The organism is Desulfitobacterium sp. LBE (genome assembly GCF_007830365.1).
In the GTDB taxonomy this organism is placed as follows: Bacteria; Bacillota; Desulfitobacteriia; order Desulfitobacteriales; family Desulfitobacteriaceae; genus Desulfitobacterium; species Desulfitobacterium hafniense.
On the sequence record NZ_VLKD01000001.1, the window covers coordinates 2,389,737 to 2,403,728 of the forward strand.

The following is a 13,992-nucleotide window of genomic DNA, read 5'->3' on the forward strand; positions in this document are numbered from 1 at the left end:
ATTCTGAATATACTGACTTTTTAAGCTATTTTATGTTCTTCTTTACTAATCATCAATAATTTGACCATATTGGTAATAAAGTTCATTTTGGTCATAAACAATACCGTTTATTGACAGGTCGTCCTACCCTATACCTATTGACACTCTTAAAGTATTTGTCGTTCTTTTCCCAGCTATGTTATTTAAATAATTTAGAAAATAAAAAAGGACCCTGAGTAAAACAATAAACTCAAGGGTCCTCTTTTTTGCTTACAGCACATCGTCGCCTTTCTCTCCTGTGCGAATCCGGATTGCTTCTTCCACTGGATAGACAAAAATTTTCCCATCTCCTACTTCGCCGGTACGGGCAGCTTGAGTTATGATGGAAATCACTTGGTCAACATCCTGATCTGTAACAACCACTTCGATCTTCACCTTGGGAAGCAGATATACCTTATACTCTACCCCTCGATAGACCTGAGTATGGCCCTTTTGGTTACCGCATCCCAAAACCTGAGTTACGGTCAATCCACTGACGCCAAAGTCATCCAATGCCGATTGAACATCATCAAGTTTACCTGGGCGAACTATTGCTTCAATTTTCTTCATTAGGATCCCCTCCTTTAGGAATAAGTATTCACTCTGTAACCGTTGAAATCCTTCATATTCAACTTCGTTGAACGAAAATTCCCACAATAGCTAATAATCCCTTCCATCTTATAAGTATAAACACCCCTTCACAGTAGGTTTAGATCGTTTCACAGATTAGAGCTGACCAATTCTTCCCCTGATAAGCATTATAACCTCTGGTATGAGCATAACCATAAATTTTCGTGCTCTTTTGACCGTTATTCTCAAAGAGAAATCCATAGGTCTCTCCGTTAATGGCCCGCCTGGCAGCCTCTAAATGTTTAAGATTATCTTTAAGAACTCCTTTGCGATTACGGCTGGCTATCACATAGCCTTCTTTGTTTAGGACATAAACTTCTCCATTTTTCCCAATCCGGGCACTGTCGATGATATCATAGATAAAATCCCAATTAAAACGGGTGGAGAAATAACCTAAAACCTCTCCCTCGTCACTGACAATCGGGCATGTGTAGGCTACTGTATAGCGGTTTTCCAAAGGGGATAAATAGAGATCGCTTACAGAAATAGCATTGGCTGCCTTGGCTTCAATAAACCAAGGTTTATCGGCGAAATTCTTGCCGATGAGTTCTGTATGGACTCCTGCCGATACAATGGTTCCTTCCGGATCCAATACATAAAGATCTATGTAAACTTCATAAATCTCGACAAGGGATTTCAATAAAGTATTGCATGCGGCGATCCGCTGAGGATCGTCTGCGAGAAAACAATGCTTGACCTTATCAAATCTTGCCCAGGCTTGGGCATCACAATTCCGCTCGAATAGATTGCGATCGATTTTGTCTATGGTATCATAGGCCACATCGGCTGTCCGCACTGCCATAACTTCATTGGCCTTAATCTGGATATTCTCGACGATTTGAGTACTTTCCTTGGTTGAGGCCAAGCTCCGGGTAGCCAGCTTCTTAATCTCATCAGCCACCACACGGAATCCTCGCCCTGCTTCTCCTGCTCTGGCCGCTTCTATGGCAGAATTTAAAGACAGCAGGTTGGTATGCTTAGCAACCTCTTGGATGGATTCGATCACTTTCCCCATGTTTTGGTTTGCTTCTTTCAATTCGACCAACAGAATTGAGGCATCGATGCTTAATTCATTTACTTTCAAAAAATCGCCTCCCTTTGCATATTTTTCCATGCACAAAAGGCGCTTATAAAGATAAAGTCTTTATAAGCGCCTTTGCTTCCCTTATTTAAGTTTATGCATAGTTTTATTTTACACGGTATCGGTAAACTGACAATTGCTTTGTGAATAAAATATTGTATTCATTCTCGATTTTTCCATAGGCATCCCCAGGTACAATGACGGAAATCACCTGCGCGACAGCTTAAACTGAATCAACAAAAAGGAGGCCGGAGAGAACAATCCTCTTCCGGCCTCCGAGCGTTATACTTATAAAACAGTTTCTCCTATCTCACCGGTGCGGATACGGATAGCTCCTTCAACGGGGTAAATAAAGATTTTCCCATCTCCCACTTCGCCGCTGCGGGCCTCATCGGAAATGATTCTGACCACTTCATCCACCGCCTGATCGTTAACTACAACTTCAATCTTTACTTTGGGGAGAAGAAAAACTTTATACTCTACCCCTCTGTAAACCTGGGTATGGCCCTTTTGCTTACCGCAGCCAATGACATGAGTCACAGTCAGCCCGCTTACCCCAAAACGATCCAGAGCACTTTGTACTTCATCCAGTTTGCTCGGTCGGATAATCGCTTCAATCTTTTTCATTGAATTTCCTCCTTTATAATCAGATGCAGCTCAATGCCTATTTTCCCGGCTGACCGCTGGGTGTGGAAACACTGACTGCTTTGGCAGCCGATACAATTGTGGGAAGATAACCACTGCCGATAAAGTCGGGGTAAGCCTCTTCGCCATGGAGGGAGATGTCCAGGCCCATCTCTTCTTCTTCAGCAGTAACCCGCAAGGGTGTGAATATACCGACCAGCTTCATAATTATAAATGTGGCAACGACTGCCAGAACAATAGTTACAGCAACACCGATGGCTTGAATCCCTACCTGAGCTGCATTTCCATACAACAATCCGTCAGTTCCCCCCACAGAAGCCGAAGCGAAGATACCCGTTGCCAGAGCTCCCCAGATTCCACCGATTCCATGACAACCGAAAGCATCCAAAGAATCATCATAGCCAAGTTTTGCCTTAAGAACACTGACTCCGAAGTAGCAAATGGCTCCACCGACGAGGCCAATCACCAGAGAGGACATGGGAGTGACGAAACCTGCTCCTGGGGTAATCGCTACAAGCCCTGCAATGGCACCACTGGCTGCGCCCAAAATGGTGGGCTTACCACGGTGCATCCATTCTGTGGCCATCCAGGCTAAAGCACCGGCGGCAGCTGAAGTATTGGTCGTGACCAGAGCCATGGCGGCTAATCCATTGGCGCCTAAGGCACTGCCGGCATTAAAGCCAAACCAGCCAAACCAGAGCAGACCTGCCCCTAAAACCGTCATAGGCAATTGATGAGGAGCCATAGGTTCTTTGCCATGCCCTTTGCGTTTGCCCAGGATTAAAGCAGCGACTAAACCGGTAACCCCTGAGCTGATATGCACAACAGTTCCGCCTGCAAAATCCAATGCTCCCATTTCACGCAGGAAACCACCCACACCCCATACCGAGTGAGCCAGGGGATAATAGACAACCAACAACCACAGAACCATAAATCCCAGAAAGGCCGGGAACCGCATGCGTTCAGCAACAGAACCCGAGATAATTGCCGGAGTAATGATGGTAAACATCATTTGGAAGGCCATGAATAAGAGGAAGGGGATGGTCGAGGAGTAATCTCCATTAGGTTCCATACCGACACCGCTGAGGCCAATCCACTCTAAACTTCCGATAATACCGGCATGGTCTGTACCAAAGGCCAAGCTAAAGCCGATCAACACCCAAAGTACGGAAGATACACCCATGAGAATAAAACTATGCATCACCGTACTCAGAACATTCTTTTTACGAACCATACCGCCATAGAATAACGCCAGGCCGGGGGTCATGAGAAAAACCAGGGCCGCTGATAAAATAATGAAGCTGGTGTCCCCTGTATCCACCACAGCACCATCTTCCGCCAAAACTGCAACAGGCAGAGCCAACATGCTTATAATCGCTAATAATAATACCCATACTCTTTTCATTTGATATTCCTCCTTGCTATTACTTAAATAATTTTCAAATACAGTGGACGTTCTTCTGGTCCACTCCCCCCTTTCCTTGAAATGATTTTTATTCAGGTAGTAATGATGAACACCGGTTGAAAAAAAGAAGAGAGATCCCCCGGATATACTCCAACCTGGGTTTTCTCTCTTACTCTTACACACTTACCAAGTCCTCGACCTGGCACCCGAAAGCTATGAAATTATAGATGCATATACCCTAAACCCACTCGGCAATGCTCTGACAGAGCATGTATGGATGAACGCCCAAATATGGCGATGGCGATCCAGTCCCGATCACAGGCAATCCCCACTTTCAGGGCATAGCTGGCATTGCTGTTGGTATGAACAAAGATCCCATTGCTTGCTTCTAAGGTCGCATGCACAACAGCGTGTATGGCCTTCGGCTCCTTTTGAATGGCACCTGTGTTGATTGCTGCCGAAATGACAGAGTGGGTTAGCTTCCCGGTGGGTTGTAACGCGGAATACGTTCCTCCTAATTCGGTTACTGCACAATAGACGTTTTGGGAAAGCATCAACTTTTTCAACTCATTCTCTTTTTCACGGGTTTCCGTTAATGCTAAGGCCAGTGCAGTTCGTTCAAGAGAAGGCTTTTCTTGTTTCTGGCTTCTTTCTGGCATCAATAGCCTCCCTCCTTACAAAAAACCTGGCTTCGCCGCAAAGGCACTCACATAGCTGAAACAAGAAAGCGCCGTTGCAAGTAATCTGTCTTAGATTCTTGTAACGGCGCCATTGCCTTATTGATTTGATGTTTATAATTTACAGGAATTCAATCAAAATAACAAGTGTTTTTTCCGAAGAACACTGTATACTTCTTGTTAATTAATCAGAAAAGTTCAGATGGTTCTTTCGTCCCGGCTGAACTTTTATTGCTTGACTAATAGTTCTATTGCAGTTATATCAAGGGTTTCCGACACTCTCTCCGCTCCTTTGCCGCAGTTTAACTTTATGGCTTATCATAACCCAAGCAATCTGATTGTTCGAATTTTGTCCTAAGCATTGCGCAGTTGATTGAGACTTCTCGCCAGACTTAAGACATCTTCGGCCTGCAAAGGAATCTTTTTTATGCTGCTGTGCAGTCTCACCCGGATCAAAAGCTCTGTCAGCTGCTCTTGTGTGTAAGGAACTCGTTCTTCTTCCAGCAGTCTCACGAGCTCCTTTATTCCTGAGTATTTGCCAAAAACCATGGAATGCTTTCTGGAGATGCTTTCAGGCGGAAAAGGCTGATAATTTTCCACGTCCTTGCGAATTCCGTCCAAATGAACCGCCGAAGTATGAGTAAAGACATCGGACCCCACAACGGGCTTGGAACGGGGAACCTCCCGCTGGGTAATGTCACTGACCAAAAGGGAAATATCATTAACCTTCTGGATATCAAAGGCGGTGGGACGCTGCAAGATATGATGAATGGCCACCGAAATTTCTTCCAGAGGAGCATTGCCCGCTCTTTCCCCCAATCCCCCCACGGTGACACTGACAGCTTTGAAACCGATGCGTAGGGCGGTTAAGGCATTGGCCGTAGCCATTCCTAAATCATTGTGCGCATGAAACTCCAGAGGCAGCGCTGTTCTTTGCGGCAGAGGGGCAAAACGCCGCGCCAGCTCAAGGGGATCCAGGATACCCAGAGTATCGGCTAAACGTATCCGATCCGCCCTAAGCCCTTCCGCTACTTTAGCCATCTTAATCATGAAATCCACGTCGGCACGGCTGGCATCTTCAAAACCTACACAAACATATTTCCCTTCCTTTTTAGCCAGTTCAACGGCTTCTCCCATGCTGTCCATGGCCCAGGTCCGGCTTTTTCTGAGCTTGCGCTCTATATGTTGATCGGAAACCGGAATACAAATAGAAACCGCGCCGACACCGGTTCGGAAGCTGGCTTCCAGATCTTCCTTACTGGTGCGGTTCCAGGTGGCCAGACGCACCGGCAACCTTAAATCCACCAAACCCTTGATGATTTCCATCTCATCGGCCCCCACACTGGGAACACCGATCTCAATCTCATCGATTCCTGCTTCAGCCAGGCAAGTAGCGATTCGCGCCTTCTCTTTGAAACGGAAAGCGACTCCCGGGGTTTGTTCCCCATCCCGCAGGGTCGTATCACAAAGCCATACGGAATCTTTCATGCTAGGCTCCTCCCCTCTGAAACTTATTCTCCAACCAATAGGGTGGATTCTTATGGAACATCCGCTGCAGTCGGCAGGCTGCCTCCTCGATCAGTAGATTTTCCTTGGTCTGCATAGGGAAAATATTGTGGTTGATGAGCCTTGCCGCCGCTGGGCTCCCGATCTGGCTGCAATACAATATATCGCAATCCTGAATCGCTTCGATTCGTTCCGCAAGGCGTCTTTCATTGATCGTTTCGGTTTCTTGACCGGTTTGGGACTTAAAGCTTTTCGTTTTAACCCGATGAAATGAAGCAGGCAGGAATTCATAAATGACAATATTGGAACTTAGCGCAAAATGAGCATCGACATGCTGCATATCCTCACTGCAAAAAGCCACCTTAATCACCCTATCTCCCTCCCAACCATAATAATTTCAGATTTAGACATAAGTCCTTAGACAGATCAGCTCCGTAAACTGCCAGGCCATCTTTCTATAGAATGCCAAGGCTCTTGTATTGCTGCGGTCCGCTAAAAGCTGCAGGCGCTTAACGCCTCGTGCCGCCGCCCAGGCCTGAAGGGATAACAGCAATGCCCTGCCTGTTCCCTGCCCCTGATAAGGTTCCTCAACGACGAGATCCTCGACCCAGGCGGATAGTCCCCCTTCTGCCGTGGATACCAGCAGCTGCGATGTGACCATGCCGATCACCCGTCCGTTTTGCTCCGCCACCATCATGCACCGCCAGGCACCATCTTCCAGCATCATCTCAAGACCCCGGCGCTGTTTTGTCTCATCATAGGAGAAATCCGCCTCCAGAGAAAATAAGGTTTTCAGCAGCTTAGCCATGTCGGTGATGTCTGCCGGCACTGCTTCTCTGATTACAGGTTTCATCAGAACACTCCGATGGCATCGGCGCGGCATTGCTGACAATGGGTCATCTGGGGCAGGAGGGAGCTTAAACTGCTGCGTCTAACGGCAAGCTGCTCCCGGGAGGGCGGTATGATATGAGCTAATTTCCCCTGGGGAATGACCGGCATAATATTATGAAGATGTGCTCCCCTTTTCTTGATTTCCACAGCTAAGTCATTTAGGCCATGGTCATTGATGCCAGGCATCAGCACCGTATTTATTTTCACTGTCATCCCCGCCTTCGCGGCCATTTCCAGCCCGCTCAGCTGATTATGGAGCAGGGTTCTTGCCGCTTCAGCTCCGATCAAGGTTTGCCCCTTCCAGCGCACATAACTGTAGATTTGGGCACCAACCTGCTCCTCCAGGGTATTGATGGTAATAGTAATGTGAGATACTCCGATATCCGTCAATTCCTCCATCTTCTCCGGCAAGAGCAGGCCATTGCTGCTCAGGCACAGAATCATCTCCGGGAAATCCCGTTTTACCCCTCTCAGCGTTGTAAAGGTCCCCTCATTGGCTAAGGGCTCCCCGGGACCGGCAATGCCGACCACCACAAATTTATCTCCTTTACCGGAAGCTTTGACTTTCCGCACCGTTGCCAGTGCTTCTTCAGGGGTTTGCACCTTACTGGCTACACCTGGACGGGATTCATTGGCACAATCAAATTTGCGTACACAATAATTGCACGAGATATTGCAGCCGGGAGCTACGGCTAAATGGATGCGTCCCGTATTGCCATGTCCTTTGGTGGAAAAACAGGGATGTCCGAGATTCAGGCGGGGAGTATTCATATTTCCTTGTGTACATGTACATGCTTTATGCATATCAATCCCTCCAATCATTCTAATTTGAAAAAGGCTCTTTTTATGATTTGCTCTTAAAGGTGTAGCAGCGCCGCACACAGATGCTTCCACAGGATTGGCAGCCAATACAATGATCCTTATTGTCGATCTTGGCAATTTGGCGCTCAGTTCCTTCATCATCCTCATAGGTTTCCACGCCCAGAACTTTCTGCACACAGAGTTTAATACAGCGGCCACAACCAAGACATTTGTTCTTATCAAAGGTATCCACATACATGGGCGTCCAAGGGGAACCGCCAAAGGTTTCAAAAACTACGCTCATTTCCATCCTCCCCCAGTTTTTTATAGGTTGCTTAGTTCATTATTGCCGGCCTTTAATTCCCCTCTTGATTCAGCTTCTTTTTCAGCCAAGGCGGCAGCTTTTGAGAAGACAGCAGCTGATCCAAGCGTCTCACTTCATCGGCAATTGGGGTTCCTTCCGGTACTTTGATCGGGTGAATACCGCTCTGAACGAGGCGGGCTGCCGCCGGGCCGCCAATCTGAGTGCAATAGACAATAGCACACTCTTTGAGAATCTGAATCCGGGCATCCACCTTATCTTCGGATTCTGCCGGACCTTTGGCCCCCTGGGAATCCTGGTAAACTCCTTGGCTGTCCATGGTAAATACATACCTCTCGAAACCCGGGGCTGAGGCAAAATGGGAATCAATGGTCAATCCATCACTGCTGGCAAAGCCTACAAGCATGCTGTTCACTCCTAACTTACTGCATTTAACGTGGCAAAGAGGAAGCGCTGTGTCCCTTCATAGCCGATCCAACAGGTCTGGGGATAACCCGCCCGGTCAAAAACCGGCAGCCCTGCCCTCAGATGGGGCAGCTTAAGCTGTCCCGCCGCCTGACGGCCATTGGAGTTGGCAATGATGAGCTTGCTTTGGCCGGCCCGCTTCTCAAGGGTTTCCAAATCTCCTACCTCCATGGGGACAGGCAGGGACAAGCGGTCGGTACCTGCCTGGGATGCTGCCAAAGCCACCGTCAGCTCCGCTCCAACCTCCACCAGACTGGACCCTAAGCTATAGAGGAGATCCGTTTCCAAGGCGATGGCTACCCTAAGCTTACCCAGTTGATCATGATAATCGGCCAGGGTATCCAGCAAGCGGTTTCTTTGCCGGAGCTGCTTTTCCGGGATAGTTTTACCGGACAGCTTAGCCAAGGTCAATATCAAGCCATCGGTGGCCGTAAGTCCGCTTAAAGAAGGAAAATTATAGTGAGGAATATGATAGGCCTCCTTAAGGGTTTCCCCTGCTTTCTCCATGCTCAGGCCAAAGGATAAGCACGCCCTGGACCTGGGCAGAAGCTGAAAATCCTCCAACAAGGTGCCTCCCTGAACCACGGGGGCGGCCTCCAGCTCCGCATGGCCATCCAGAGAAACTGAGAGATCCGGCAGGGTAATGGGCCTGAAGCCGAAATCCCTGACAATCTCTTTCAGTTCATCCACATCAGCCGGAGTCAGATGACAGCCGGGCAATAAAGCGAGATAAGGAGCTTCCTGAATATCTGTCTTTAAAGCTGACGCTGGAGAATGATGATTTAAACCGATAAGGGCATCCACCAAGGCCTCGACAGTCCGTTGATACCCGTCCTGCATGGACCCTATATAGTCCGGGGTACTGGCCAATACCACAGGCAGATCCTCCAGGTCCGGTCTTTCCGAGTACAGGCTGGCTAAAGCGCTGGCCATATCATCCCCATAAGTTTCCGTGAGACCTGAGCTCATAACGCCGATGATTTGGGGCTTGTATTTATCCGCTGCCACGGCAATCCCTTTCTTCAAATGCTCCCATCCGCCGAAAATGACCGAGTCCTCCAGCAAAGCGGTGGAATTAAGAGGGATGGACTCTTTAAAATGCCGGTTCAGCTGCAGGCGGATAAAGGAGGAGCAGCCTTGGGAACCGTGCAGCAGGGCCAGCAGTCCGTTGATTCCCAGATAAGCCAGGGTGGCGCCCAGAGCCGGGCTGTTTTTTTGCGGATTTCCCTCATAATGCCGATGTTTCATCATCTCATCCCTCCTCTCGCGGGGGAAATTCCTGTTTTAAAAGTTCCCAAACCGGACTGTTCACCGTCCGGGCCAGGCTCCCGGCAAAGGTGACCATCCCCTCGTAACCTGCATAAGGCAGTTTCCGGCCGTGATTAATATCTAAAAAAGGAGTTCTTGTTTTGTGGGCCAGGTACTTTGTCTTCCCCCCGGCGACGATAAGATCGGGCTTTTTCTCAGCAATAATTTTAAGGAATCCCGCCGGACTGGTATCCTCAATGATCTGAGCCGTAGGATCCATCAGTGCTTTCATCCGTTGAAAATCATCGGGAGTGGAGTTTTGCGTCCCTCCCGCCAGAATGTTGATCCCCAGTTCAGCCAGTGTGGAGACCATGGACCAGGTTTTTACTCCCCCTGTAAACAAGATGGCCTGTTTATGCTCCAGGCATTTTTTATAGCCGGCAATCATCTCCCGTGTTTCCTCTTCCTTCTTTTGTACATAGGTTTTTGTTCTCTTCAGTAAATCAAGGTCTCCCAAGGCTTTGGCAATATTGATTAAAGTCTCCGAGGTGTCGTGGATTCCATAAAAGGAGCCCTCCATAAAGGGGATGTCGTATTTTTCTTCCATCTTGCGGGCCAGATTGGTCAGGCTTTTGGAACAAATCAGCACATTGAGACAAGCCCGGTGAGCGGAAGCGATGTCCTCGAATTTGGCATCACCCGTAATTGTTGCCTGCACCGTGATTCCCAGGTTCTCAAAATCCGGCAGGATACCCCAGAGATCACCGGCAATGTTATACTCTCCGATCAGGTTTACGGAAAGGGGCACCTTTTCATCCGGTCCTTCCCCGGTGCCGATGACCCGGTCGAAGAGAACTTCCCCGGCAATCCGGTTGCCGATGTTTTTATCGCCCAAAAAACCCGGGCAATTGACGGCGATGACGGGAATGGTCAATTCCTGCTCCGCTTGTTCACAGATTGCGCTGACATCATCGCCGATCAGGGCGGATACACAGGTGGCATAGACAAAAATGGCTTGGGGACGATGATGGGCGGCGATTTCCAGGATCGCCTCCTTGAGCTTCCGTTCACCGCCATAAACTACATCATTCTCCATCAGATCCGTGGTCAGCCCCCGGCGGAAAAGCTGGGAACCGGAGGAGCGGGCTCCCCGGTTATCCCAAGAGTTCCCTGCACAGGCAATCGGTCCGTGGACGAGGTGGGCCACATCGGTAATCGGCATCAGCACAACCCGCGCTCCGTCATAGGCGCAGCTGCGTTCTGCCCCTTCACCGGGCAGGGCCTTCATGCACAATTGGGGAGAACCTGCTCCCGCTGGGCACCCTTGATCTTTAAGATCCAGTTTGGTGAGATTGGTAAACATGGAGTCCCCTCCCTTCTTTAGCGAAGTTATTAACGCAGCAATTCGAAATAGGCATCGGTGGAAGCCCTGTCTTTCTCCTCCAAAAAGGTATTGACGATCATGGTGATCAGGTTGATTACCCCTGAATAACCGACAATCGGATAACGGTGGAGATTCACACGATCATAAAAGGGGAACCCTACTCTGACCAGGGGAATACCGGCGTCACGGGCTGCCCACTTGCCATGGGAATCGCCAATGAGCATATCCACCGGTTCGGTGACTAAAAGTGACCGCAGATGCCAAAGGTCCTTGTTGGGGTATAGGGTGGCGTCCTGACCATAAGGGCTGGAGGCAAGGAGCCTTTCCATGTCCTTTTTGAACAAAGGGGTGGAATTGGAGCAGACAATATGCACGGGTTCCCCTCCCATTTCCAGCAGGAAGGAGACTAAGCCCAGCAGGAGATCCGGGTCACCGAAGAGGGCAAATTTCCGGCCATGCATATATTGATGGGCATCGGTCATGGCATCCACGGCCAGTCCCCGTTCATAGGTGATTTCTTCGGAGACCTCTTTCCCTGTTAATTTCGCCGCGGCTTCGATGAATCGGTCCGTGCCCGCCATGCCGATGGGCATAGGGATCGCTTCCACCGGAATCGATTCACCTGTCAAATACTTTTTGGTATTTGAAGTTGAATAGGTCTGACATAACAGATAGCCCAACCCATTTAAAGCTTCCTTCATTTCCACAAGAGGGGTCCCGCCGGGATATAATTCGTATTTACCCAAATTCGGAGTATCCACCACATTGCTGTAGTCCGGCAGAAGGGTATAAGGTACATTCATCATGTTCAGCAGCCGCTTATACTCGCGAAGATTGGCCGGGTAGGTATCAAAACCCGGCACAACATATAGCCGCTCGTTGATTTGATCTTCCTGCCTCGGAGTTGCCAGGCACTCAATCAGTCCCTTGAGCATGATGTCATACCCGGCAATATGGGACATCTTGAAGCTGGGAGTATTGGCCAGGGCAACGGGAAAATCCATGGGGACCGCCCCCTGGTCCTTGGCATTGCCTAAAAAGGAGCTGATATCATCACCGATGACTTCCGCCATACAGCTGGTGTAAACGGCAATCACCTTAGGGTTATATACCGTATAGGCATTTTTCAGCCCTTCGATAAAATTTGCCTGACCGCCAAATACGGCCGAATCCTCGGTCATGGAATCGGAGACTGAGGCTACCGGCTCCCGGAAATGCCGGGATAAGGTGCTGCGGAAATAAGCGGTGCACCCCTGGGAGCCATGGGTAAAGGGCAGGCATCCTTCAATTCCTAAGGCACAAAGCAAGGCACCCAGAGGTTGGCAGGCTTTAGCGGGATTGATGACCAGCTTTTCACGGGCAAAATTCTTTTCACGGTATTCAACACTATTCAGCCATTCTTTGGTGGCTTTCGTACAACTCTCCATGTGCGTCATCCTTTCTGCCTGATTTTTATTTCATCCAAGGAGCTTTAATGGACTTCCAGGTGGGACTGTTCACCGCCATATCCATATCCCGGGCAAAAATGGGGAATCCATCATAACCGTGATAAGGTCCGGAGTAATCCCAGGAGTGCATCTGGCGGAAAGGCAGGCCCATTTTTTCAAAGACATACTTTTCCTTAATTCCCGAGCCCACCAGATCCGGCTTAAGATCCTTAACAAACTCTTCCAGTTCCAAAGCGGATACATCATCGTAAATAAGGGTTCCTTCCTTCAACTGGGGGTAAGTCCGTTCGTAATCCTCCTTATGGGCAAACTCATAGCCCGTACCGATAATCTCCATGCCCAAATCTTCATAAGCGCCCACCACATGCCGGGGGCGAAGGCCGCCTACATACAGCATGACCTTTTTGCCGGCCAAACGGGGCCGGTAAATGTCGATGACTTTTTGCATCTCGGCTTCATATTTGGCAATGACTCTTTGGGTGTTCTCCCTAATGGAGTCGTCAAAATGAGCGGCAATTTTCAGAAGTGATTCTTTAATCTTCGTGGGTCCGAAGAAATTAAACTCCAGCCAGGGGGTTCCGTAGGTTTCCTCCATATAGTTGGCCATATAGTTCATACTCCGGTAGCAATGGATTAAGTTCAGTTTGACCAGATGCCCGTTCTGAAGCATTTCCAGAGTAGAATCACCGGTCCAGATATTCACCACATTCAAGCCGATTTCTTCCAGGATTTTTTTGCTGGCCCAGGCATCACCACCGATATTGTAATCCCCGATAATCCCAATATCGTAGGGTCCGATTTCCCGCTCCGGCCCCTTGCCGATGATATGATCGCGAATTGCATCATTGGCAATATGGTGACCGAGGGACTGACTAATTCCCCTGAACCCTTCGCAGCGCACCGGCACCACAGGGCGCTGGGTTTTCTCCGTCATCCGGCGGGCGACACTTTCGATATCGTCTCCGATCAGCCCCACAGGGCATTCGGACAGTACGGAAACTCCTTTGGCATTGGGGAACAGTTCGACGACCTCTTCAATGATCTTCTCCAGTTTTTTGTCCCCGCCGTAGATGATATCGCTCTCCTGGAAGTCCGAGGTGAATTGGAAGGGTACGAAATTGTCTATGCCCACTTCACCTTCTGCCAGGTTCCGGCGGTTAGCCCAGGAATAAAACCCGCACCCCACCGGCCCGTGGGAAATATGCACGATATCCTTGACCGGCCCCCACACAACCCCTTTGGCTCCGGCGTAAGCGCAGCCCCGGGCGGTCATGATTCCCGGTACGGTTTTCCCATTGGACTTAACAGCGCAGCTTGAGCAATCACTTTCTTTGACAGAAAGATGCTGCCTGCGGTTTTTCTTAGCCTTTTCCGGATAGACTTCCAACACTTGATTGACCAGTTCTTTTCTGGCCTGGACCATTTCACTGATGCTCATAACGCTGTCCTCCTTCTTTCCTGCCTTAACTGA

At 49.1% G+C, this 13,992-nt stretch carries 14 protein-coding genes and 1 pseudogene; all 15 read right to left on the minus strand.

What is annotated here, in order from left to right:
* Positions 1-249: 249 nt before the first annotated feature.
* The 15 genes and pseudogenes from DESLBE_RS11340 to nifD all read right to left on the minus strand — a co-directional run bounded on the left by DESLBE_RS11340 (position 250) and on the right by nifD (position 13,959).
* Positions 250-588, minus strand: coding sequence for a P-II family nitrogen regulator (locus DESLBE_RS11340; protein WP_011461711.1), 339 nt, complete (start codon positions 586-588; stop codon positions 250-252).
* A 139-nt stretch (positions 589-727) separates the two neighbouring features.
* Positions 728-1,762: a methyl-accepting chemotaxis protein gene (locus DESLBE_RS11345; RefSeq protein WP_005813556.1), complete on the minus strand. Its 1,035-nt coding sequence runs from the start codon at positions 1,760-1,762 to the stop codon at positions 728-730.
* A gap of 255 nt (positions 1,763-2,017) precedes the next feature.
* Positions 2,018-2,356 carry a P-II family nitrogen regulator gene (locus DESLBE_RS11350; protein WP_005813552.1) on the minus strand — a complete coding sequence of 113 codons (339 nt, stop codon included), beginning with the start codon at positions 2,354-2,356 and terminating at the stop codon, positions 2,018-2,020.
* 37 nt (positions 2,357-2,393) lie between these two features.
* Positions 2,394-3,779 carry an ammonium transporter gene (locus tag DESLBE_RS11355; protein WP_011461712.1) on the minus strand — a complete coding sequence of 462 codons (1,386 nt, stop codon included), beginning with the start codon at positions 3,777-3,779 and terminating at the stop codon, positions 2,394-2,396.
* Between the two features lie 221 nt (positions 3,780-4,000).
* Positions 4,001-4,438, minus strand: coding sequence for a HutP family protein (locus tag DESLBE_RS11360; protein WP_005813550.1), 438 nt, complete (start codon positions 4,436-4,438; stop codon positions 4,001-4,003).
* A gap of 372 nt (positions 4,439-4,810) precedes the next feature.
* Positions 4,811-5,944 carry a citramalate synthase gene (locus tag DESLBE_RS11365; protein ID WP_144676863.1) on the minus strand — a complete coding sequence of 378 codons (1,134 nt, stop codon included), beginning with the start codon at positions 5,942-5,944 and terminating at the stop codon, positions 4,811-4,813.
* A 1-nt stretch (position 5,945) separates the two neighbouring features.
* The gene (locus DESLBE_RS11370; RefSeq protein ID WP_018306268.1) at positions 5,946-6,332 is read right to left on the minus strand and encodes a NifB/NifX family molybdenum-iron cluster-binding protein; all 387 of its coding nucleotides are present in this window, start codon (positions 6,330-6,332) and stop codon (positions 5,946-5,948) included.
* Positions 6,333-6,365: 33 nt separating this feature from the next.
* On the minus strand, positions 6,366-6,815 hold the full coding sequence (locus DESLBE_RS11375; protein ID WP_051085544.1) for a GNAT family N-acetyltransferase: 450 nt from the start codon (positions 6,813-6,815) through the stop codon (positions 6,366-6,368).
* Positions 6,815-7,657, minus strand: coding sequence for a radical SAM protein (locus tag DESLBE_RS11380; protein WP_026198848.1), 843 nt, complete (start codon positions 7,655-7,657; stop codon positions 6,815-6,817). The genes DESLBE_RS11375 and DESLBE_RS11380 overlap by 1 nt, the downstream gene beginning before the upstream one ends.
* Before the next feature lie 40 nt (positions 7,658-7,697).
* Complete coding sequence (fdxB, locus tag DESLBE_RS27025) at positions 7,698-7,958, minus strand: ferredoxin III, nif-specific (RefSeq protein WP_005813539.1); 261 nt, start codon at positions 7,956-7,958, stop codon at positions 7,698-7,700.
* Between the two features lie 52 nt (positions 7,959-8,010).
* A complete protein-coding gene (locus DESLBE_RS11390; RefSeq protein WP_015943172.1) occupies positions 8,011-8,382 on the minus strand; it encodes a NifB/NifX family molybdenum-iron cluster-binding protein in 372 nt (123 codons plus the stop codon).
* A gap of 11 nt (positions 8,383-8,393) precedes the next feature.
* Positions 8,394-9,692: a nitrogenase iron-molybdenum cofactor biosynthesis protein NifN gene (gene nifN, locus DESLBE_RS11395; RefSeq protein WP_018306265.1), complete on the minus strand. Its 1,299-nt coding sequence runs from the start codon at positions 9,690-9,692 to the stop codon at positions 8,394-8,396.
* 1 nt (position 9,693) lies between these two features.
* Positions 9,694-11,052: a nitrogenase iron-molybdenum cofactor biosynthesis protein NifE gene (nifE, locus tag DESLBE_RS11400; RefSeq protein ID WP_015943170.1), complete on the minus strand. Its 1,359-nt coding sequence runs from the start codon at positions 11,050-11,052 to the stop codon at positions 9,694-9,696.
* A 29-nt stretch (positions 11,053-11,081) separates the two neighbouring features.
* A pseudogene (nifK, locus tag DESLBE_RS11405) lies at positions 11,082-12,512 on the minus strand (nitrogenase molybdenum-iron protein subunit beta); the annotation flags it as partial.
* Between the two features lie 13 nt (positions 12,513-12,525).
* The gene (gene nifD, locus DESLBE_RS11410; protein WP_172625420.1) at positions 12,526-13,959 is read right to left on the minus strand and encodes a nitrogenase molybdenum-iron protein alpha chain; all 1,434 of its coding nucleotides are present in this window, start codon (positions 13,957-13,959) and stop codon (positions 12,526-12,528) included.
* Positions 13,960-13,992 lie beyond the last annotated feature (33 nt).